The following is a 22,055-nucleotide window of genomic DNA, read 5'->3' on the forward strand; positions in this document are numbered from 1 at the left end:
GGCTAAGGTCGATACACAATCAGTCTATAGAGAGAAATTCGTGGGGATTCCTCAGGTTTCAGATACTGGCTCTAGTGCTAGTAGATGAAGTGCTTGTTGCGCTCTATCAATCATGCACGGAATGCCTAGTGGCCTGAGTTTGCCATTCTTTTTGGGAATGTAGATACGTTTTAGTGGCTTCGCTTTATAAGTCTTGCGACTAAGCTGATTGACTGCTTTCATACGGCGTGCATCTGTGTTCCAAATGACACCATCTATTCCAGGCGTTTTACTGCCTTTGTTTTGAGATACTCGCCTAACAGCAAGAAGTTTAGCTGAGCGAGAGTGAGTTAAGATCCACAGTAAGGAATTCACCTTACCGTATTTCTTTTCTCTGGCTGCTTTTGCGATACGCATTTGAAGCTTTAATACGTGCGCTTCAACGGATTTCCAGTCTATAGACTGCCATTGAGCACCGTCAGAAGATGCACTAATCTCTTTCGAGATCACCATTTGCTTTTCTCCTTAAATAAAGTTCTTCAAATTCTCTCGCAAAGGGAGACCAGTCGGAAGTGGGCTCACTTTCGTGATCAGGTATCAACCTGTATCTGCATCATTACAATCCAGCTTTCGCTTTTTCCGACCTCCTATACCTGCACCACTATCGGCCGCGACGGCTTTCCCAAAGGGAGTGATACAGGCTTACCCTGTTCCGTATGTTGCGCAAAATATCAGGTTAGATGCCCACTATAGTGCGGAGAGTACATCGATCACGAAAGAGTATTGTCCAACCCCTTTCCACCTCTCATTGCCGTTTTGGCTACAGCGTATTAACCACTTCCGCTGCTTATGGCATAACGCACCTTACATGGATTCACATATGTTCATCATACTGACACCCTAGCACTTACCCGAAATGTGGTTATCAGGAGGAACGTTCTCTCACGATTCTGTTCCCACTCAGTTTAAAACCGAGTTTCGTTACATTGTCGGATTCGCTGCTTTATTCAGAATCCTAGGGTCATCTGGTGATACAGATGGTTCACTCTTATCGCGGTGAACAACGCTTCATACGACTTCAGGTCGCACGGACAAAACCCATTTAGGGTTTAATCACTAAATGGGTTTGTATCCTTAACAATAACTAATGAAAAAGCTATTTAGACCAATGAACGCTCATTCTAATCCCCAGCAACAAGTTGTCGAAGTCCAACACTCATCAAAAGCATGTAGAGGCATGTGATCATTAACGCCGCAAGTAAAAAACTAAACAAGCCTTGACCTTTTTTGTCCATCGCTTCCACCATGATCGGTCCAACGACTGACCCAATACTATAAACAAGTAACATGATTTGTGTTGCGGATACGATGTGTTCTGCGGGTAACTTAGAACTACCCAGATTAATAGCGACTGGATAAAGTGCAAATATAGCCATACCCAAAATAAACAAACTTATACCCAACATCATATGTTCATGAGAGAAAATGGCGACAACTACCGCCGCACCACCAAATAAACTCAGGGCTGCCATTAGCAAATTATGACCCAGAAACTTTGATAAATAGGGAATCAAAGGTTGAATAGCCATACCACCTATTATGACTAGGGCCATAAGGCTTCCTACGTGGTCATGTGATATTCCAATGCTGGTCAACGCTAAAGGCATTAATCCATATACAGCGCCTAATGTAAGCCCCGATACCAAACAACCGATTAAAGCAGGTTGGTTGATGCTCTTGATTTTCTTAATTGAAAACGCAGTAGATTGATGTTTCTCAGGCTGTTTTGAATGCGGTAATAGTAGAACCAACACAGCAAGTATTAGAACAACCGAAATAACGATAAATGGTGACCAACCCCTGACACCTAAGAGATTGATACCAAATTGACCAATCGATGTCCCACCATACAGTGCTGACATATATATGCCTAGACGCTTTGCACGTGTGTTTACATCACCGTGAAGTAACCATGACTCTACGACAACAAATACCCCTGCAACCGCAATGCCTGCAACCAGTCGGGAAGCCACCCAAGTTGCACTGTATGGCAATGCTGGTAAAGCAATTACAGTTATGAGCAGCGTAATTAAACTCCAGATAAATGCTCTCTGATGCCCCAACCGACCAATCAAAGGTTCGATGATAAAAGCACCTACTAGTAGACCAGCAAAAAATGCACTGGCAAGCCAGCTCGCCAAAGAATTGTCCAGCCCATGAGACGTTAAGGCTAAAGGTATAAGACTCATTAAATATCCAGAAGCAACTGCATATAAGCTAAGTGCAGTAATTGGAACTAAAATACAGGAGTCTTGATTTGAGACGGCAACCTTATCCAATTTCTAAACCTCAAAAGCAAATGAAATGACCAAAAATTAGGCGCAATATGCTCTTGAAATCGCCATCGGTAAAACTAATTATTTTACCCGTGACGATAAAAGGTATTTGTTGAAATTCAGGACTACATTGCCTGATGATTGAGATAAATAAAGTTGGTAGAACTTCTAGGGTGTCTGCCCAATAATCACATACGTAGCGAGCCAATCAAATAGTCCAGTACCACCGAGTTTTCACTATCCGTAACATCTAATTGAAATTGAGGCGCCTTGACCCATTGACGCTCTACAAGTTCATTGATCAAGCTTCTATACCTGACACTGCACTTTCCTGTGAGAAGGTTATCTAAATTTTCTGTTTTAGAGAGCTGTAACAGCTCCACAAAGCCAGAAAGATAAAGATGATCTTTGGTAAACCCGCCACCACGATAAGCTCTTGTGGTTACAGTAAAGGCTAACTCATGATCTAGTTGTAGCTCTTCCGTTAAATAACTATAAGTACGATAAAAATCTTGTTCTTTGAGCATGGAGTCGACGGCCAATACTCTAGCTGCTAAGACTTTAAGGCGTTCTAACGACATCAAACCCGCTTTATATTCCGCTAGAATGGCTAAGCCTTCCTGAGTAAATGTGGAGCCAGGTAAACCTAAGCGAAAAATGGAGAGCGGTTGTGTTCTCGCATTTAATGTTGTTGCCATATGAACCCCAAGCTCATGTTGGATAAGCCTTTGGATTTCACTTTCTTTATAAAGAGTTCCACTTTGGATATATAAAGTCGGAGGATTTGAAGACACCATTGCTTTGGCAGCAATCGTTGCCGTTTCCGTTACTTTACATTTCATGTTCCACGATTTGGCGACATCAATAAATTTTTGTTTCGCCTCAGAGGAGCTGAACTCTTGTTCTGACTCTCCTTGTATGTCATTTGAGTACAGTAAAAAATGTGCATTTTTTATCGAAGTACTATCAGGTCGACCGTGATACTTTAATGAGCTATAGAGAAAACTTTCATGGCCAACACAAGTAAGAAGATCAACTTTCTCACTGAGTTTATTGATCATGTCACTATACAGTGCCTTTAAATCAGGGTCTGAAATGCTATCTAAATTCAATTTGTATAGCTGATGTTTAAACTCATTTGCATTAACTGGTAGCTGTCGATACTTGTAATTTGGTTTATACCGTCTTGGGGAGGCAAAGAATCGAGATTTTTCTCGTACTAAGTTGGTTGGGTTCACATACTTTAATGTCTCTATCTTTTTAGATAGACGGTGTATCGCTTTATCAATCGTCAAAACCGATGGCTCAATTTTGGAACTGAGCATGTCCGAACGTCGAACTCGTAGCTTGGAATTCATCTGACGCTGAAAATAGGCGCTGGTATCACTAAATGCCTGCTTTAACCCCACTTGTATTGACTCTAAAACCAAAGGATAAACTTCGCCAGAATCTTCATCCATAAACACTTTTTTTACTTCCGTTGGTAGGACGAGAGTCCTATCAAAATGAGCATTAGTATGTGAGATAAGATAACCGCGACCTTCGAATACAGCGTTGAGCTCAGCTTCAGTTTCCGTATTGGGAATGTCTATCTTCTTCAATTCGGACTTGAAGCGATTGACAGTTTTACCCCACCGTTCCATGTCAATCTGCGATATTCCAACATTAAATACAGGTGTTGGTTTTGTGATGCGCTTGTAGTTATACGAATGAAGATCATAAACAATAACGAAATGAAATTTGGACTCCAGTTTGGAAATAAGAGCTTCGTAAACTAGATAAAACAATTCATGCTTGTGCTGACTGGTCTTACGCTGACTAGCATGTAGCGCTTTTTTCCATACTCGCTTATCCCACGCCGATTTGTAGTATGTACTGAGCGCTTTCGGGCGATTTAGATCATATTCAAATCGAGAGTCTAAGCCAATCATAGTGATTGGCTGAGAGATAATCATTTCATCAGTAAAAGGATCTTCTTCAAAAAACCTTTCTTCATCCGACAATTCGCATTGTCGTAAAAGTTCAGCTCTTAAGCCGCTACCTGCATGAATGGCGGTGCAAACAACGGGCAAATATTCCTCAATTTTAATTAGGCATCCAGAACCTGCAAGTTGACCGCTAAAAGGCTGCTCTTGAGCGATCATCTGGCACATTTCTTCGAGAGTATAACTAGTGTTCGATATTTGCATCTTCAACCGCTCTTCGGAATACGCTTTTTCTCTGCAAAATCAAATCTTTTGAATGAACTATATTCTCAACAAAATCTATAACTTGCCTCTGAAGCCTTGTTCGATTTAGCTTATTGATACGTGTAATACCACCAGGGCTAAGCACATTGACTTCAACAAGCTTATTTCCAATAACATCTAACCCTGTAAAATATAATCCGTCACGTACTAACTTTGGACCAATTGCCGCACACAAGCGCTTTTCTTCTTTGGTGATGTTATGTTTGACGACTGTACCGCCAGCATGAATATTTGAGCGAATTTCTCCTTGCGCAGGTACTCTCCGCATAGCACCAATTGGCTCTCCATTTAACATTAAGATGCGCTTATCTCCTTCTTCAGCGCCTTCGATATAGTCTTGAAGGATGACATAATTGCTTTGTTCGCCCTCACCAATATAAAAGTCCAGCAAGGAACGAAAGTTTTGGCGCGCCGTTTTTTCGATAACGATGACACCATGACCGCCAAAGCCATTGAGGGGCTTTAAGATCATTTTCTCGCTTTCACTTTCCTCTAGAACCCGCTGCAGGTATTCGCGATTTTTAGACACATGCGTTGCCGGAATGAACTCACTCGCGAGTCCTTCCATGCTCGCGGTATAAAGCTTATTGTTCGCGATACGAAGTCCTTCGAGATCATTGACAATCAAAGTGTCATTTTTAATAGAATCTAGGAAATTGAGCGCTAAATTGTCCAACGGCGGGTTGGCTCGCATAAAAATAACGTCAAAACCGGCCATCGGTAATCGAGCTTTTTGAAAGTCCGCTTGGTTATAAAACCTAGGTATATTGTCAGAAATTTTATTGCTCTTTTTTAGAACCTGACAAAAACCATAGACAGTGCTATCTCGTATTGTTAGTCCGCTTGTTGTAGTAATCGCTACAGTGTGGCCTCTAGTGGCACATTCGTGAATAAGGCGTAAAGTCGTATCGGACTCAGGAACAACACGCTCCCATGGATACATTAAAAAACAAATATGCACTCACTAATCCTCGAACACTGAGTCCGACGGATCATCGGATAATTCGACCAAACTTTGACTCGCTACTGGCTTCTTGGTGTTAAGCGTATGGAACGTTTTTCTGCCTCGAGCCAACTTAATGTACTTCAACCAAACTTTTTCTAATTTCGACTGCGCCGTTTCGGGGGCGGTTAGAACTGACAAAAAACTTTGCTCGTCGCTATTTTCTGGCTGAAGATTTCCAGACTCTAGTCCTTCCAAAGTGTGGCCATAGTGGATAAGCAACTCTTCTTCGACAATAGTAAAATTGCCAGATTTAGCAAAACCTCTAGGAAAAGCTTTATTGTCATAAAAAGGTTTTTCACCCATACGTACTAAGATATCAGCCATAATATTTCTCTAAAACGAATCGTATATTGGATCGAAGTGAAGTTAGTTCGGAACGGTCAATTTGGAAATCAAATTATTTTTGTCGTTTCGACAATATTTCCTTGTTATCCTGTCGAAAAAATAAAGATAAATCGTTATGGACGTAAAAGTTTTTCGAACGTTTCTTGAAGTCGCTAAAGAGAAACACTTTGGTCGAGCTGCAGGCAACTTATACATTACTCAAGCCGCAGTCAGTGCAAGAATTAAGCAGCTAGAGTCTTTCTTTGATACTTCCCTTTTCATACGTGATAGAAATGCTATAAAGCTTACATCTGCTGGCGAGCGATTAATCCATTATGCTGAAATAATGGTCAGCTCTTTGGATCAAGCTAAGTTTGAGCTCTCCCTCGAAAAAGGCAAAGCTTTGCAATTGACCATAGGTGGCACTCCGAACATGTGGGATGCGTACTTGCAGAACTGTCTAAGCAAAGTAACGGATGTGTTCATAGGGTACAGTTTTATCGCTGAAACTCTCTCTCGAGAAAAGCTCAATCGACAACTGTTGGAACGAACGCTAGATATTGCCTTTGCCTTAGATCCAATTAAATCTGAAGAACTCTCGTGTACTCATATTTCAGATTTAGTTCTAGTATTGGTGTCAACCGTTCCTTGTACTGAAGATATCGCCTTCGAGCAAAATTATTACTACGTTGATTGGGGGACTCGATTTGCGTCAGAGCATGCAGAAAGGCACCCAACAATATCTGCACCTTATATGCGCACATCTAACGGGCGTATCGCATTGGATTTTATATTGGAGAAAGGAGGAACAGCGTATCTGCCAAGCTCCGTAGTCAAACCCTTTATCAGCAATGAACAGCTGTTTATAGTGGAAGGTATTGAGGAATGGAAGCGGCCAATCTATTTGAGCTACCGCAAAAACAGTACGTCCTTAGATGCAATTAAACAGGTTGAAAGCTTAGTCATGGATATCACTCCTGATACCACATACAGTCTCCAACAAGCCGGAGAGAGCGGTAATTAGTTTTTTTAAGGTGATAACCAGTATCCCTAATGTGCTAGTGAAGATTTTCTAACTTGAAATGGGGCAACATCGCGTTAGCCCCTTCATTAAAATTTCATCTCATTCATATCTTGAACCATACGGCGTACGCAATTAGAGTGTGCCACGTTTTAAAAATATACCTCAGATTTGTATTGGAATAACTCTATGAAAAAATCTTTGCTAGTGCTTGCTGCTGTTGGCTCTTCACTATTTATTAGCACAAACGTATTCGCTGGGAGTCAATCAAGCCCGAACCCAATGAGTTTGTTAAAAGGCGGTACAACAACTTCATTTACACTTTGCAGTGTGGAAGCAAGCTCAGGTGGCCTAGCTTACATAGAACCATGCGGCTCCTATACCTCAAAAAATAATTGTCAGTACGGAGGTTGGCTAACATGGGACTTAACAACATCGGGCGGCCAAGCAATGTATAATATTGCTCTTGATGCATATACGAATAAGCAGCCTGTTACTGTAGCGACTGATGGCACAACATGTAACACTGGTTATGATCAAGCATACAGAATAGAAATTCACCAATCGTAATATAACTTTTTTGAATGCAAATCTTAGCTCGACTAAATCAGCCGAGCTAAATCTGAAAATAGAAATGGGGCAAAACCGTTTTATAGACGCTCAATAAAAGAATGTTGAGCGTCTATTTTTCACTATCGTTTTTTACTTAAAACAATTTTCTTAAATGCTTGTTCGTACTGCTTTAGTGGATAGATAAACATGCTAGGGTCTGCTTTTGACCGAATTAGCCCAGCTTTGATGTAAAACTCTTCTTTTCCCTCTACAGACTGAAGAAATAGAGCGTACACACCTACGTCTCGAGACGATAGAAATGCTTGCTTAATCGCTTTACCGAGTAGCCACTTTCCTAAGCCTTGACCACTCATGGATTTATCCACCGCAATCTTGCTCAGTAAGATACAAGAGACTGAACGATAGATCACTTTACGTCGTTCACTGCTCGGTAAGTGTTTTCTATCAAATGAGCTACTGGCTAAAGTAAAATAACCGACGACTTTAGGTGGAGAGTTTGGCTCCTCTGCATCGAGTAGGCATAAGTAGGGTATGGATACTCTACGTTCAAATTCTTTATGCATGTTCTTATGGAGAAAAGTATTGAACTCATCCATGCCACAATCAAACTCAGTGACATCGTATTCGTTGTCAGGATCGAAGCGCTCAATACTTACTTGTTGGTTTTTACCGTCCAAGTGTCCTCCATCGACATATCTATGATTTCTTGCATGAGCTCAGTAGGTTCAGGCGGATTCTCTAACGCGTCCATCACTTCTTCCCACTGATCGGATTCAATCTGAAGCCTTTTATGCTGCTCAATAATTTGCTGAGCCTTATCAGTGGCAGACTCAGAAACAAACTTGCTCACCGTGGTATTCGATAGCAACGCAGCTTCTTCCAAGAGCTCTTTTTCAGTAGGAGAAAGCCGAAACTCAACTCGCTCTTTTTTTAGTGCGACCATATTTAACCATTCATGCTGTTTCCAGTATGAACCTCCATATCGATAAATAGAGACATACTTGTGTCTCATTAAAAGTACGGTAAATAACCGTACGTAGTTATTTTGAATTAAAATTGCATACACGTCAATAAAGGTACGGTAATTTGCCGTACTTCAAATGTGACATTAGGGTGTACCCTAATGTCATAACTAAGTTTTTAGAAAGTACGGAACTATGCTGTACAATTTGTAATGGCAGAACTTTTGACGTATATTGGTCATGTACAGAATCTATCCGTACAAGAGGAGAATAAAATGGCCACTACACGTTTAGATATTCGGCTTGATGAAGAAATCAAAGCAAAAGCAGAGAAAGCATCTGCTCTGCTAGGGTTAAAAAGTTTGACTGAATATGTCGTCCGCCTTATGGACGAAGATTCAAGTCATGTGATCGCTGAGTATGAAAGTATCACGGTAAAAGATGATGTCTTTGATGAGTTTCTAGCGGCTTGTAATAAAGTTAAGGAACCTAATGAAGCTTTAATTTCTGCGGCTAAGTTTACTAAAGAGAGCGGTATTAAGTGAGCTGGAGTAAAAAATTTGAGGAGTTAAGTAAAACCAAGCACGATCGTAATTCATTTGATTGCGGTGAACATGAACTCAACCAGTTTATAAAAACTCAGGCAGCAAAACACATGCAAGCGGGTATCAGTCGCACAATGGTTCTTCCAAGTGATGTACCTATGATGAATCAAAAGTACCCGATTTGCTCGTTCTACAGTGTCGCTCCTAGTTCCATTTGTCGGGAGACCTTACCTGAAAGCCTAGCGAAAAAATTGCCTCGTTACCCTGTTCCAGTTTTTTTACTTGCTCAACTGGCAGTCCATAAAGAATTTCATGGCAGTGGTCTAGGCAAAATCAGCTTAATTAAGGCTCTAGAATATCTGTGGGAAGTCAATCACCATATGCGAGCATACGCGATCGTCGTAGATTGTTTGACAGATTCGGCGCAGACGTTCTATGCCAAATATGGTTTTGACGTTTTATGTACTTACAATGGGCGCATCCGAATGTTTCTTCCAATGAAGACTGTAGAACAGCTATTTATCGATAAATAGCATCTATTTTTCAAATGGTTAAATTTTAGATATTACAACTAAAATTGGAAATATGATCACCACAGATACACTCTAAGAGGGTGTATCTGTGGAAGTTTTGCCCCTAAATCATTTTGCGCAACAAATCATCGAAAAGCGACACATAAGATTTGGGCTCCGTTGCAAAGTTTCTCAGACCGCGGAGTTTCCTACAATTCTAACGTTTAAAATGTAAACTCACTTTCAATCAGGCGCACTTCTGCCAAAGGACCACGACCATACAGCCAGAAGTTAAATTGCCCTTTTCGAAACATCCGCATCACCTCAAATCCTTTGATGGTAGCGTACGCTGTCTTCATCGATTGAAAACCACGAACAGGGTTGATGAGCCGCTTGAGCTTACCATGATCGGACTCTATCCGGTTGTTTAAGTATTTGACTTGCCGTTGCTTGATGCGTTGTTGACAGACTCCGTCCTTTTTCAAATCGGTGATGGCGGGCGCGTAAGATTTATCCCCATCGGTGTTCAACGTCTTCGGATGATCGTAAGGCTTGGTGCTACGCAGAGCCTTACCTAGAAAGCGTTTCGCGGCTTTTTGATTGCGAGTACGCGAAAGATAAAAATCGACGGGGTCCCCTTCTTTGGTGATGGCTCGATACAAATAGCTTCACTGGCCATTGACTTTGACATACGTTTCGTCGACCTGCCAGCTAGAGCTGTAACCCGGTTTCCATCGCCAACGCAGTCGCTTTTCTATTTCTGGCGCATACCTCTGAACCCAACGATATAAGGTAGTGTGATTGACGGTGACACCACGTTCTAACAGCATTTCCGCTAATTCTCGATAGCTGATGCCATATTTACAGTACCACCGAACGGCCCAAAGAATGATATCGCCGGTGAAATGACGACCTTTGAATTCTGACATAGGGGCTCCTGCTGATGATATTTCTATTTAGTGTGATTCAATGATTAAACTTTGCAACGGAGCCACTTTGTCGTATGTAGCATCAAGCTTTAAACGCTCAGTGCAAATAGGTTTCGGTTTAGCTCGATAATAAAATGAACTAGCAGTAATGAATAAACAACGACACACTTGGGTCACACTATGACCCATCCTATTCAGCCTTACCGCGTTTTGTTGCCGTTGGTCATTTCTAATGCGAATAAGGCTGAAGCTTTTTTTAATAGCTGATTGTCGCTTTGCAATTGCTTAACTTGTTTTTCTAGCTCTTGAATACGGAGCTGCTCTGGCGTTAATGCATTGGATTTAGGCGTGACACCATTGAGTTCTTTACGGTACTGACTCACCCATCGTTGAATGGATGAAAGTCCGACACTCATTGCTGCGGCAGCATCTTTGTGTTTGTAACCGTGAATAATAACTAGCTCTGCACATTCACGTTTAAATTCTGAGGTTAGCATTTTCTTTGGCATTTTTTGACCTCGTGAGTTCGTCTAATTTTACCTCTAAGGAAGTCTCTAGTTAAATCATACCGTTACAGTTATCAGAAGATAAAGGTAATTGGATCAAATGTAAGCAATGGTATGAATCCGACATGTGAACGGTAAGGAGGTATTTATTGCTTTAGAAAAAGGGCTCAAAATACTGAGAAAAGAAGGGACAATTAATCGATATTTAACCGAATCTGGTTTTTACAGGAAGGAGCTATCGCACTGGAAAACAATACGTGTTGACTGAACTTTGTGGCCTCGTTTTCCGAATTGAAATGTGAAGCAACAAGGCAAAACCAACGCGGTGACAAAATTCTCCATATATATAGCCAACACCGTTATGTTCGGGTCATGACTTAAGGCATATAAATACACTCAATCGCTAAATAATATTGGAGTGTGTTTGTATGAGCGAAAACAAGGCTAAACAGCAATTTACGATTGGATTGGATTTTGGTTCTGATTCAGTTCGTGCGCTAATTGTAAGCACCACCAATGGTGACGAAATTGCCAGTGGCATTGAATATTACTCTAAGTGGAAGCAAGGGCAATACTGCATTGCGGAACAGTCTCAGTACCGCCAGCATCCTCAAGATTATATTGATGCTATGACTGCCGCGGTGAGAAAAGCGCTATCGGAAGTAGCAGGTGCGGATAGAAAAAAGACGGTTATAGACAACATTGTTGGGATTGGTATTGACTCTACAGGCTCAACACCTGCTCCGATTGACAGCGAAGGTAACGTACTTGCACTTCTACCTGAGTTTCAAAACAATCCAAACGCTATGTTTATCTTGTGGAAAGACCACACATCAGTAGAAAAAGCTGAGCGAATTAACGAATTAGCACACAGTGGAAAATACCCCGACTACACGCGTTATATCGGTGGTCTTTACTCATCTGAATGGTTCTGGGCAAAAGCCGCTTGGGTTTCTGAGCAAGATGATCGTGTTGCTGAAAAAGCCTACAGTTGGGTTGAGCTATGCGATTGGATCCCTGCACTACTTACTGACAATCAACACCCTGACAAACTTAGACGAGGAATATGTGCTGCGGGACATAAAGCACTCTGGCATGAATCATGGGATGGATTACCTTCACAAGAGTTTCTCAGTGATATTTCACCGACTCTTGATGGTATTCGCGATCAAATGTTTACTGAAACATTTACGTCAGATCAGGCCGCCGGAACACTAAGTCAGGAGTGGGCAGAACGTTTTGGCTTGCATGAAAGTATCGTCGTTACCATCGGTGAATTTGATTGTCATATGGGAGCGGTAGGAGCAGGCGCTGGCGCCAATGACTTGGTGAAGGTCATTGGCACTTCGACCTGTGATATTTTAATGGCACAGCAAGATGCGATTGGCGACAACACTATTAACGGAATATGTGGACAAGTTAAAGGCAGCGCCATTCCAGAATTAGTCGCATTGGAAGCAGGTCAATCTGCATTTGGTGACATCTTTGCATGGTATAAAGACATGCTAATGTGGCCACTCACCTGTTACGCGCAAGAGAACCCAGATCTAGATTTACCACTCGACGATATTGAAGGTTCTCTGCTGCTATTGCTCACACAGGCCGCTCAATCCTACGATCTTAAGCTGTCTAGCGCTATCGCTATGGATTGGTTCAATGGTCGTAGAACGCCATACGCGAATCAACGCCTCAAAGGCGCTATATCTCAGATCGACCTTGGAACCACGGCTCCTGCCATGTTTACTGCTCTTGTTGAAGCAACTGCTCATGGGGCGAAAGCCATTGTGGATTGCTTCGTGAACCAAGGTGTTCATGTTGAGCGTTTGATTGCAATCGGTGGTATCCCTAAAAAATCACCATTTATCATGCAAATATGTGCTGATGTCATTGGTCGAGATATTGCCGTTGCAGAGTCGGAACAATGCTGTGCATTGGGTGCAGCTATCTTCGCGGCGGTAGCCGCAGGCATTTATAAAGATACCCAGACAGCCCAAGCAAAAATGGCGAGTCAAATCTGCCACACCTATCGCCCAAACCTTGACAACACAAACCTTAAGCGCGAGCGATACAGTTCTTATCGCAAATTAGGTCAAAAAGTTGAAGAACTCACTGAATCACAACAACGTCGGGAGTGTCAGAATGACTGATCTTCTAACCACAGACGATACATACCAACTCAGCGATCGCCTGTCACAACTTAAACATCAAGTTTGGCATGCCAATATGGGGCTGGAAAAATACAACTTGGTCACCTTTACGTGGGGCAATGCCTCGGGAATAGACAGAGAATCCGGTTTGATAGTGATAAAACCCAGCGGGGTCGAATATTCCCAGATCTCGCCAAACAATATGGTTGTGGTCGACATGCAAGGCAAGGTTATAGAGGGGGACTTATCCCCTTCTTCAGATACTGCCACGCACATTGCTTTGTATAAGGCTTACCCACAAATTGGCGGTGTGGTTCATACGCATTCATCGAATGCAACTTCTTGGGCTCAAGCGGGCAAATCCATTCCCGCATTGGGCACAACCCACGCGGATTACTTTTACGGCGATATACCATGCACCAGACCCTTATCAAATGAAGAAATAGCCGCGGACTATGAGCTCAACACTGGACGCGTGATCATTGAAACTATTTCCCAGAGTATTCAGGATCAAGGCTCGTCCCAGCGAGGAAAGTGCGGACAAATTGATCCGATGAGCATCCCCGGAATTATCGTCAATGAACATGGGCCATTTAGCTGGGGAACCAGTCCTGAGAATGCACTGCACAATGCAGTGGTCCTAGAAGAAGTAGCGTCAATGGCACTCAAAACATTACAAATAAACGCCAATATTGATCAGGTTAATCCAGCTCTGCTCGATAAGCATTATTTACGCAAACATGGTGCGAACGCTTATTACGGGCAAGAAAAATCCAATAGATAGTCAATGAGGTCAATATGAAAAAGAATTTTGATAATAAGAAAGTTTGGTTTGTCACAGGATCACAAAATCTCTACGGTAAAAAAATCTTAGAAAGTGTAGGACAACATTCCGAGCAGATTGTCTCGGGCCTTAATGATTCTGAACATATTTCTGTAGCCTTGGAAAACAAAGGGACAGTCAAGTCTCCCAGTGAAATACTGGCAGTATGTCGTGAAGCAAACAATGCCCCAAACTGTATTGGACTAATACTATGGATGCATACATTTTCACCGGCAAAAATGTGGATCGCGGGTCTAAGCGAACTGAATAAGCCGTTCTTACACCTTCACACACAGTTTAATGAAGGACTGCCGTGGAATGACATCGACATGAACTTCATGAACCTCAACCAAAGTGCTCACGGTTGCCGCGAATTTGGTTTTATTGGTGCGCGTTTAGAAATTGAACGTAAAGTGGTCGTCGGCCATTGGCAAGATCAAGAAGTGCACAAACAAGTTGACGATTGGATGAGGGCTGCTATTGGTATCGAAGCTGGAAAGTCCCTAAAAGTTGCTCGCTTTGGTGACAACATGCGTCAAGTCGCGGTAACAGAGGGGAATAAGGTATCAGCACAAATTCAATTCGGCTATGAAGTGAATGCTTATGGACTTGGTGAGCTTAATGAGGCGTTAAGTGAAGTCTCAGATTCTGATATTGCCTGCACACTCGATGAGTATGCCTCTGCATATATCATTGACCACAATCTGTTGATTGAAGAAAACAGCAAACAGATACTTCGTAACGAGGCTCGATTGGAGCTCGGCATGCAACGTTTCCTCACCTCTGTGGGAGCCAATGCCTACACCAACACGTTCGAAAACTTAACTGGGTTAACAAACCTTCCAGGGTTAGCGACTCAACGTTTAATGGAAAAAGGTTACGGTTACGGTGGTGAAGGTGATTGGAAGACGGCAGCCATGACCCATATTATGAAAATGATGGGCAAAGGCAAACAAGGCGGTACATCCTTTATGGAGGATTACACGTACCATTTGGGAGGCAAGGGTCAAGTGCTTGGTGCTCATATGCTTGAGGTGTGCCCTTCTATTAGCGAAAATAAACCCAGAATAGAAATTCACCGTCATACGATAGGAAAAACAAACGATATTCCACGGATGATATTTAGTGGTGCAGCTAGCCCCGCTGTTGTCGTTACACTCATAGATCTGGGCAATCGCTTTAGAATGATCGTCAACGCAGTAGATACACAAACGCCACCGCAATCTATGCCTAATTTACCTGTCGCCCACGCTCTTTGGGAGCCGGAGCCTAACCTCAATGTGGCTGCTGCGGCTTGGATCCATGCGGGAGGAGCTCACCATTCAACCTTTAGTCAAGCCGTCAACATCGATATGCTTTCTGATTACGCGGAAATAGCAGGGATAGAGATGGTCGTCATTGACAACAGTACTCAGCTACGACAATTTAAATCCGAATTAAAAACCAATAACTTATACTATAAGCTCCGTTAATTAGTGCTGCATCTTCTCCTCTCAGTGATTCCTGCTATATCAGCGCTGTGGGGAGAAGCCTCATTTCGTTTTAATTTTATCTTTCTCTTCAAATTTACTACTTATCGCTAATTTTTCCATTTTTAACATCGTGTATGATTCTGTCCACTTCGCCTTATTTAGTAGACTCAATTATGCAAACCAACCCGTTAAAACCTGGCTACAATTTTAATGCTCACTTGGTGGCCGGCCTCACCCCAATAGACAAAGGAGGAGAGCTCGACTTCACCATTGATCGCCCAAAAGGCATGAAAGGGTACATCATCAATTACACTTGCCAAGGAGAAGGAACAATTTTCTCAGGAGATGAAAGCTTCGATGTCAAACAAGGCGATCTACTATTATTCCCCCCCAGTGCACAACATTTTTACCAGCGAAAAGTATGCTCAGATCACTGGCACCATCGATGGGTTTACTTTCGTTCAAGGGCTTCTTGGCAAAACCTGCTCGATTGGCACTGTGAGCAAAAAGGTGTCTATATTACACGAGGGGCAGATCTTGGAAATGACACAAAATCCGCTATTGAATCCTTGTTTGTAGATATTGAGTCCTGTGCAAAATCTGAAGAGTTGTATCGATACGATCTTGCAGTAAACCTGCTCGAGCAGCTGCTGATCCGCTGTAAACTCACCCAACCGGATGTCATAAAGAAACCTCTCGATACAAGGGTCGTGAAAGCGATGAACTTTATGGCGCAAAATATCAACAATGATATTTCTCTAGAAGATATTGCTGCCCACGTTTGTCTTTCTTCCTCTCGAATTGGGCACCTATTTCGGGATGAAACTGGGATTACCATTACTCAGTGGCGCGATGATCAACGTATCACCAAAGCAAAACAATTACTGGTGACAAGCCAAAACTCAATCAACCATATTGGCCGACTTGTAGGCTATTGTGATCCTCTTTATTTTTCGAGAGTGTTTAAGCACAAAGTTGGCCTCAGCCCAAAGCAGTATCGTGAACAAGTCATGTAATGTTTCTTCAAAATCACAAGGCTGTAAGGTGGGGCTTAAAGAAATAAACCTTACCGATTTAGGCAAGGTTTGTTGTGGTGACACATTGTAAATCGAAAACGTTTAAATGGTTTTGGTTTGTAGCTGAGTTTCTTTTTCGTTGCCAGAATTAGAAAGACCAATATCTTTGAGCTTTTTCCCTGACATTAAATTGGATTCTATCGATTCAAGCGATACGCCCTTCGTCTCTGGCACGAATAAGATGGTGACAAGAATGAAGGCAATATTAAATAACGCATACACCCAGAAAGTGTTGGCGGTGCCAATTCCGTTGATAAGGGATAAAAATGTAGCCCCCAACACCATATTCGATACCCAGTTCATTGTGGTGGAGCAAGCAATCCCAAAGTCTCTTCCTTTTAGTGGTTGAATCTCTGAACATAGAATCCAAACCATAGGAGCGGCGCTCATTGCGTAACCACAAATACATACGATTGAAGTAATGACAGCAAGATATGAGAAATAAACCGGAACATCGCCAGAGAGAATTGAGTTGAGTAATAAGCCTAAGCAGAACATACCGACGCCCATCACCGCAAAGCCAATTTTAAGTGCCGGTTTTCTGCCCAATGTATCAGCCATCTGGATCGCGATAAATGTAGCAAATACAAATGCTAAACCCACGAATACTGTGCTAAACATTTGCCCTATATGTGAGGTAAAACCGGCCATTTGAAAGATTTTTGGCGAGTAGTACATCAAAATATTCATGCCTGTAAACTGCTGCATAAACTGAAGGACAAGTCCAAGACTGACGCTGCGTCTGAAGTTTTTGTTTGCTTTAAACAGTGCATACCCTGACTGCTTAAGTTTCAAACTTGCCATTATTTCTTGAAATTCTTTATTCGCTTCTCGCTCGTCACTACGCAAAGATAACAGCACTTCTCTTGCTTCATCAGTACGTCCTCTAGACGCTAACCACCTTGGTGATTTCGGCATAAAGTATACAAATAGAACAAGGAAGAATGTCGGTACCAACAACACGATAAACATCATGCGCCAGTTTCCTGTTTGTGCAAACCAAGTATCGGACAGAAATGCCATCAAAATACCAACGGTTACCATCAACTGATAGGTAGCAATGCGTTTGCCCCGTACGTGCTTCTCTGACATTTCAGATAAATAGAGAGGGGCTGCAAAGGAGGCAACACCAATAGCAAAGCCTTGCACAACACGAAAGAACAGCATCACGTCGATATTATTCGCAATGGCACACCCAATAGTACCAACGGCAAAAATCACCCCACCCCAAAACAAACCGCGTTTGCGCCCTAGCAAAGAGGATAGCCCATTATTAGAGATGGAACCCAGCGTTGCGCCAAGCATCATTGTGCTGACGAACCATTCTTGCTGATGGATTGTAATTGACCATTCTTGAGTTATAAAAGGTAGCGCTCCCGATATCAGACCAATATCAAGGCCAAATAGTAAGCCTGCCAGTGACGCCGCAATTGCGACTAATTTATTATAATTAAACATGAAAACTCACCCTCGTTTTTGGATGAGATTATCTTATGTGCATCTTTTAACTTGTCCCACTGACCCTTTCACACCCTAGAGAGCTTAGCTTTTTCACACTCTATTTATAGCAAATTTATCCATACAATAAGTGACGTATTAGCATGGAACATTACCGACATCAGTTTTCGGTGGCTTGTTGCGAAAAGTGATTTTGGTTGGGTGGACGACACTTGTTGCCAAGTGCCACCTCCCTAAGAACTCACAGCGTGCAACTTTCACTGCACTAGGCTCAAGCCTTCACGAAGGCATCGTATGATACCCAGCAACCTATAATGCAGTCTGGACAGGTTTTTTCCAAGAGTTGCGAGCTAGCCTTTGACTTTCTCTTCGCCAAGTAATCTTGGTATTGAGGGTCAAAAGGCGTTGCAGCGCTAGCTCGCGAACAACCTCTTCTTGGAAAGAAAGGACAAAAGTTTGCTCTTTACCCTCTCATCAAAACGCGCATGTAGTGACTGATGACGAGTATAAAGTATATAGCAGGCTGCTTTAAGCTGCGCTTTATCGAAATTTCCATGAATGCGGTAAATCATTGGTGTGTTATATGCACTACTTTCCGGTGCCAGTGACCTCAACAAAACTAATTTCGAACAAATCATAGGTGTTTCGTGTCAACTAAGAGACAAATCATTAATGTGTGCCTGCAAGTCTCCTGTAAATGAATGCAGGTACGCATTGGTGCTAATCAAGCTAGATTGGCCAAGCAAATCACGGATTTTCTCTACTGTTGCACCGTTCTGAACAAGCAGTAGAGCAAAAAACTTACGCCAAGAGTGTGTGCCTAACGTATAGCTAAGCCGCATGTCATTTTTGACTTGTTGGTGATGCCAATCTGCAGAAACGACAGACATTGGTCGTTCAATATACGTCCCATCTTCTAGCTTTTTTCGGCTTCTAGGATTGGAGAACAGAAACCCTCCCCCAGTTGAAAATAAACGTGTCTCTTCGACAATATTTTTGATTTCTTTGTTGGTATAAATGGTCACAGAGCTCTTGCGATAGGCTTCAGAATCACTCATTGGGTTCTCTTTTCTTCCTACTCGCATGCGAAACGTTTTTTGCTGACAAAGTGTGAAAAATGGCTTGAAGTTGTCGTGTTCATCGTAGAAATCATCGTAAGTTAACCAAGATGCATCGCTATAACGAAGGCCAGTTAATGCAGACATTTGGCAGCAAAGTGCCAGTGTTGGACTACGCTCATAAAGCCTGTCCAAGATAAGATTGGCTTCCTTCTTATCTTTTGGCGGCATCGATGGCTCTTTGCGTTTTTTAGTTTTGCCGGTGGCTTTATTGGGTTTATAAAGCGAGGCATCAATACGCTGATTTATACGCGACATTGTCACTCCTTATTCGAAAAGGTACAGATAAACACTACCTCGAGTTTTTGAACTACAAACTACTTTATTCTTCAAGCTGAACAGTGCAACGGCCAAAGCCTTCAATATTCAGATCCAACCCTCCAACTTTCAGATCATTGGTAGCACCGAGTAAGACTCTTGCTAACCCATCCAAAATCTGTTTGGGCTCTAAGTTTTACTCCAAACATTTTCCAGCGATGAGACACGAAAGTTCTTGAACGTATTCTTCAGAGATCCTGTTGTCCATTGTTAACTACCTTTCGTCAAATTTACTTTTAATGAGAATAACTCTCATTTTTTACACTGCACACTCAGAATGTTCAACTCGAACACTCAGAAAAACTCTAATCGCCCGTTTAGCGTTGCGCAGGTAACTAATAGTATTTACAAGCAAAAACACAATAAAACAGTAACTTACGATATTGTAGACTATCATTAGCGCTATGTGCAAATCTTAAAAAAGAAGAAGTTTTTAAGATACGGAGTCAATTATTTATTTTTGGCTGATATTGCCTATCACATTTTCCACAATGTAATCAGTTACATTGTCACTTCAAAGCAACGTTTAAGCCTGCGCTTGTGCTCTTTATCAAAGTGACGTTGCGCTTCTTCTTGAGTAACGAAAGCGACGAAGCGAGATTGGCCAAGACGGCCATAAAATTTCAGCACAATCCAATCGAATTGTTCGCGCTCTAAGGATAAGCAGTAATATCGCGTTAACTTCTCATAAAAGAGTTTCAATATAAGTTCTCTGGTTTCCAAGCAATATAAATATAGTGCCCTAAACAAAACCATTGTTTTAAATTTTACTAAATTTAATGTTTTGGGATTTTAGGTATATTTTTTAGAACCGCAAAGTTCTGATAATACTCTGTTTAACTTGCTTGCTATGTACCTAGTATCAACAATGTCAAGACTATGCGCGCTCCAGTTTTCTTATACTTTCGATATGGCCAAACCTTTCTTGGGCTAATATAGTTACTTTAAACTTGCACTTATTATTATTTTGAGTTTAATCTGGTACTCTCCCTTTTCCACTCTTACAAAAATTGTTCTGCACACCTTTTTTCATAAAACCTTTCGTCATCAATCGTTGACATGTTGTCATTACTTGTATATGGCCAATCTAAATTGGAAAGCCGTTACATCAATTTTCATGCTTTCTCCTGTCTATTGAGGTGCTTTTAACAAATAGTCACCTCAATGGTAACATTAAATTGATTTTATTATGAATGTAGTCTTTACTCACCCTAATATTAAAAGTAAATCACTAAGGCTATAAAAACCACAAAAAGAAGATAGTCAATTTAATAGATGACTAATTCTAAACTTTAATATAAAGGTTTAACAACTTGATTAAATCATACGCCCAAGTAATACTTAGGACGCTTTCACTAAGTTTTCCCTTAATAGTATCTAGATTCTTATCGGTGTTCGGTACTTTTTTTGGAGTTATGCTTCTGTCTCAGCAGAGTGAACAGCTTTTAGCTGCAGCTGCGTTAATGCTACCGGTTCGTTTAAGTGGAGTTGTGACTGGAATGGCAATGATGTATGCGTTTGGTGCTTTGCTGAGCCAATCATTTGGTGAAAAAAATTACAATGCCGCCCGCGATATATTCCAACAAGGAATCATACTTGCTTTACTATTAGCAATTATCCTCATAATAATATTCCTTAATATAAATAATATTTTTAGTTTATTATCTCAACCTGAATCTTTATATAATGATATAAATGATTTTTTTAAAATTTATGCCATCTGTACTCCCATATTAATGCTTTCACTAGTATTGCAACAATTTTTTCTATCTCTAGAAAAAAAACAACCCATACTTTATATAAACATAATTGGTTCCTTACTATTTTTATCAACCTCTTTCACGCTAATTTCTGGAACGTTCGGCTTTAAGTCTTTTGGTATGTCTGGGCTTGCTTTGGCGTATTTAATCCAGTACCTTGTTGTTTTCAGTCTTTATGCTGTCTTATTTTTCAATATTAAAGAAAACAATTATTCAATAAAATCATGGATTCCTATAAAATTTAATAAAAGTATTTTTAAAAAAATATTAATGGTTGGGTTTCCAATATCTTTTCAATCTGTTAGTAACCAGGTATATTTGTTTATAACCATGATAATGATTGGTTGGTTAGGTGTCCAGGAATTAGCAATACAACAAGTTATTTATCAATATTTTTCCCTATTCATAGTGCCAGTTTACGCTTTGTCTGAAGCTAGCACAATACTCATCAGCAAATCAAACACTAAAAAAAACTATAAGAATGTACACCAGTACTCAATTGCTTGTTTAATGATAGGGCTTATTTATAGTACTTTTGTACTATTGGTATTTTTATTAATTCCCAATCATTTAATGGAAATTTACCATAACAAAAATTATTATATTTCTTCTGAAGTTTTACAACTAGCAACAGCACTTTTTATTCTATTTGGTATACGTGTTATTATAGATACGATAAATCAAATAAATACAGGGAATTTGAGAGGGCTACTTGATACAAAGTTTTCAATGCAGCTTACCGTTTTTACTACTTGGATAATTGGTATCCCTTTGAGTTATATTTTTACTTTTGAGCTAGACCTTGGATTAATAGGGTTTGCATATGGCGTGCTAATATCTCGGGTAATATATATGTTCATAAGTAGCTATCGGTGGGTAAGAGTATATTACTATATTAAATTTTTTAGATTTACCCAGACATGATCAGGGTAACTCTGTTA

19 protein-coding genes and 2 pseudogenes are annotated in these 22,055 nt (G+C 41.1%); 9 read left to right on the top strand and 12 right to left on the bottom strand.

Annotated elements, in window-relative coordinates; all coding sequences use genetic code 11:
* Positions 1-54: 54 nt before the first annotated feature.
* The 5 genes and pseudogenes from ACM2FC_RS21580 to ACM2FC_RS21600 all read right to left on the bottom strand — a co-directional run.
* Positions 55-492 (bottom strand): annotated as a pseudogene (locus tag ACM2FC_RS21580) (reverse transcriptase N-terminal domain-containing protein); the annotation flags it as partial.
* A 668-nt stretch (positions 493-1,160) separates the two neighbouring features.
* Positions 1,161-2,318 carry an MFS transporter gene (locus ACM2FC_RS21585; protein ID WP_498483119.1) on the bottom strand — a complete coding sequence of 386 codons (1,158 nt, stop codon included), beginning with the start codon at positions 2,316-2,318 and terminating at the stop codon, positions 1,161-1,163.
* A 185-nt stretch (positions 2,319-2,503) separates the two neighbouring features.
* Positions 2,504-4,504, bottom strand: coding sequence for a flavohemoglobin expression-modulating QEGLA motif protein (locus ACM2FC_RS21590; RefSeq protein WP_498483120.1), 2,001 nt, complete (start codon positions 4,502-4,504; stop codon positions 2,504-2,506).
* A complete protein-coding gene (gshB, locus tag ACM2FC_RS21595; RefSeq protein WP_498483121.1) occupies positions 4,485-5,525 on the bottom strand; it encodes a glutathione synthase in 1,041 nt (346 codons plus the stop codon). Before gshB ends, ACM2FC_RS21590 begins: the two co-directional genes overlap by 20 nt.
* Positions 5,526-5,528: 3 nt before the next feature.
* Positions 5,529-5,894: a MaoP family protein gene (locus tag ACM2FC_RS21600; protein ID WP_498483122.1), complete on the bottom strand. Its 366-nt coding sequence runs from the start codon at positions 5,892-5,894 to the stop codon at positions 5,529-5,531.
* A 136-nt stretch (positions 5,895-6,030) separates the two neighbouring features.
* Here ACM2FC_RS21600 and ACM2FC_RS21605 point away from each other — a divergent pair, with 136 nt between their 5' ends.
* A complete protein-coding gene (locus ACM2FC_RS21605) occupies positions 6,031-6,918 on the top strand; it encodes a LysR family transcriptional regulator (protein WP_498483123.1) in 888 nt (295 codons plus the stop codon).
* Positions 6,919-7,104: 186 nt separating this feature from the next.
* Complete coding sequence (locus ACM2FC_RS21610) at positions 7,105-7,485, top strand: hypothetical protein (protein WP_498483124.1); 381 nt, start codon at positions 7,105-7,107, stop codon at positions 7,483-7,485.
* Positions 7,486-7,607: 122 nt separating this feature from the next.
* Here the strand turns inward: ACM2FC_RS21610 and ACM2FC_RS21615 are convergent, their stop codons facing one another.
* Positions 7,608-8,165, bottom strand: a complete 558-nt coding sequence (locus tag ACM2FC_RS21615) for a GNAT family N-acetyltransferase (protein WP_021709170.1) — start codon at positions 8,163-8,165, stop codon at positions 7,608-7,610.
* Entirely contained in the window at positions 8,141-8,500 is a 360-nt protein-coding gene (locus tag ACM2FC_RS21620; RefSeq protein WP_498483125.1) for a type II toxin-antitoxin system TacA family antitoxin, read from the bottom strand. Before ACM2FC_RS21620 ends, ACM2FC_RS21615 begins: the two co-directional genes overlap by 25 nt.
* A 225-nt stretch (positions 8,501-8,725) precedes the next feature.
* On the opposite strand from ACM2FC_RS21620, the gene ACM2FC_RS21625 reads away from it, so the two are divergent.
* Positions 8,726-8,995 (top strand): type II toxin-antitoxin system TacA family antitoxin, encoded by a 270-nt coding sequence (locus ACM2FC_RS21625; protein ID WP_498483126.1) that lies wholly within the window; start codon positions 8,726-8,728, stop codon positions 8,993-8,995.
* Positions 8,992-9,528 carry a GNAT family N-acetyltransferase gene (locus ACM2FC_RS21630; protein WP_498483127.1) on the top strand — a complete coding sequence of 179 codons (537 nt, stop codon included), beginning with the start codon at positions 8,992-8,994 and terminating at the stop codon, positions 9,526-9,528. Before ACM2FC_RS21625 ends, ACM2FC_RS21630 begins: the two co-directional genes overlap by 4 nt.
* A gap of 203 nt (positions 9,529-9,731) precedes the next feature.
* Here the strand turns inward: ACM2FC_RS21630 and ACM2FC_RS21635 are convergent.
* Positions 9,732-10,436, bottom strand: a pseudogene (locus ACM2FC_RS21635) (IS6 family transposase).
* A gap of 200 nt (positions 10,437-10,636) precedes the next feature.
* A complete protein-coding gene (locus tag ACM2FC_RS21640; protein WP_498483128.1) occupies positions 10,637-10,945 on the bottom strand; it encodes a transposase in 309 nt (102 codons plus the stop codon).
* Positions 10,946-11,370: 425 nt separating this feature from the next.
* On the opposite strand from ACM2FC_RS21640, the gene ACM2FC_RS21645 reads away from it, so the two are divergent.
* The 4 genes from ACM2FC_RS21645 (at position 11,371) to araC (ending at position 16,400) form a co-directional block, all read left to right on the top strand.
* Positions 11,371-13,089: a ribulokinase gene (locus tag ACM2FC_RS21645; protein ID WP_498483129.1), complete on the top strand. Its 1,719-nt coding sequence runs from the start codon at positions 11,371-11,373 to the stop codon at positions 13,087-13,089.
* Positions 13,082-13,873, top strand: coding sequence for an L-ribulose-5-phosphate 4-epimerase (locus ACM2FC_RS21650; protein WP_498483130.1), 792 nt, complete (start codon positions 13,082-13,084; stop codon positions 13,871-13,873). The genes ACM2FC_RS21645 and ACM2FC_RS21650 overlap by 8 nt, the downstream gene beginning before the upstream one ends.
* A 14-nt stretch (positions 13,874-13,887) precedes the next feature.
* Positions 13,888-15,384: an L-arabinose isomerase gene (gene araA, locus ACM2FC_RS21655; RefSeq protein ID WP_498483131.1), complete on the top strand. Its 1,497-nt coding sequence runs from the start codon at positions 13,888-13,890 to the stop codon at positions 15,382-15,384.
* A 173-nt stretch (positions 15,385-15,557) separates the two neighbouring features.
* Positions 15,558-16,400 carry an arabinose operon transcriptional regulator AraC gene (araC, locus tag ACM2FC_RS21660; protein ID WP_498483132.1) on the top strand — a complete coding sequence of 281 codons (843 nt, stop codon included), beginning with the start codon at positions 15,558-15,560 and terminating at the stop codon, positions 16,398-16,400.
* A gap of 102 nt (positions 16,401-16,502) precedes the next feature.
* On the opposite strand, the gene ACM2FC_RS21665 is transcribed toward araC, so the two are convergent.
* From ACM2FC_RS21665 to ACM2FC_RS21675, 3 genes are all read right to left on the bottom strand, one after another.
* Positions 16,503-17,918: a sugar porter family MFS transporter gene (locus ACM2FC_RS21665; RefSeq protein ID WP_498483133.1), complete on the bottom strand. Its 1,416-nt coding sequence runs from the start codon at positions 17,916-17,918 to the stop codon at positions 16,503-16,505.
* A gap of 650 nt (positions 17,919-18,568) precedes the next feature.
* A complete protein-coding gene (locus ACM2FC_RS21670) occupies positions 18,569-19,294 on the bottom strand; it encodes a tyrosine-type recombinase/integrase (protein WP_498483134.1) in 726 nt (241 codons plus the stop codon).
* A 561-nt stretch (positions 19,295-19,855) separates the two neighbouring features.
* Positions 19,856-20,056 (bottom strand): hypothetical protein, encoded by a 201-nt coding sequence (locus tag ACM2FC_RS21675; protein WP_498483135.1) that lies wholly within the window; start codon positions 20,054-20,056, stop codon positions 19,856-19,858.
* A 611-nt stretch (positions 20,057-20,667) separates the two neighbouring features.
* On the opposite strand from ACM2FC_RS21675, the gene ACM2FC_RS21680 reads away from it, so the two are divergent.
* Positions 20,668-22,038, top strand: a complete 1,371-nt coding sequence (locus ACM2FC_RS21680; RefSeq protein ID WP_498483136.1) for an MATE family efflux transporter — start codon at positions 20,668-20,670, stop codon at positions 22,036-22,038.
* The last annotated feature ends 17 nt before the right edge of the window (positions 22,039-22,055 follow it).

The organism is Vibrio sp. A37 (assembly GCF_059777565.1).

What these genes read in the sequence shown, in the direction of transcription:
- ACM2FC_RS21590 (WP_498483120.1), bottom strand. Translation starts at nt 4,504, where the DNA reads ATGCAAATATCGAACACTAGTTATACTCTCGAAGAAATGTGCCAGATG.
- ACM2FC_RS21600 (WP_498483122.1), bottom strand. Translation starts at nt 5,894, where the DNA reads ATGGCTGATATCTTAGTACGTATGGGTGAAAAACCTTTTTATGACAAT.
- ACM2FC_RS21605 (WP_498483123.1), top strand. Translation starts at nt 6,031, where the DNA reads ATGGACGTAAAAGTTTTTCGAACGTTTCTTGAAGTCGCTAAAGAGAAA.
- ACM2FC_RS21610 (WP_498483124.1), top strand. Translation starts at nt 7,105, where the DNA reads ATGAAAAAATCTTTGCTAGTGCTTGCTGCTGTTGGCTCTTCACTATTT.
- ACM2FC_RS21620 (WP_498483125.1), bottom strand. Translation starts at nt 8,500, where the DNA reads ATGAGACACAAGTATGTCTCTATTTATCGATATGGAGGTTCATACTGG.
- ACM2FC_RS21625 (WP_498483126.1), top strand. Translation starts at nt 8,726, where the DNA reads ATGGCCACTACACGTTTAGATATTCGGCTTGATGAAGAAATCAAAGCA.
- ACM2FC_RS21640 (WP_498483128.1), bottom strand. Translation starts at nt 10,945, where the DNA reads ATGCCAAAGAAAATGCTAACCTCAGAATTTAAACGTGAATGTGCAGAG.
- ACM2FC_RS21645 (WP_498483129.1), top strand. Translation starts at nt 11,371, where the DNA reads ATGAGCGAAAACAAGGCTAAACAGCAATTTACGATTGGATTGGATTTT.
- ACM2FC_RS21650 (WP_498483130.1), top strand. Translation starts at nt 13,082, where the DNA reads ATGACTGATCTTCTAACCACAGACGATACATACCAACTCAGCGATCGC.
- araA (WP_498483131.1), top strand. Translation starts at nt 13,888, where the DNA reads ATGAAAAAGAATTTTGATAATAAGAAAGTTTGGTTTGTCACAGGATCA.
- araC (WP_498483132.1), top strand. Translation starts at nt 15,558, where the DNA reads ATGCAAACCAACCCGTTAAAACCTGGCTACAATTTTAATGCTCACTTG.
- ACM2FC_RS21665 (WP_498483133.1), bottom strand. Translation starts at nt 17,918, where the DNA reads ATGTTTAATTATAATAAATTAGTCGCAATTGCGGCGTCACTGGCAGGC.
- ACM2FC_RS21670 (WP_498483134.1), bottom strand. Translation starts at nt 19,294, where the DNA reads ATGTCGCGTATAAATCAGCGTATTGATGCCTCGCTTTATAAACCCAAT.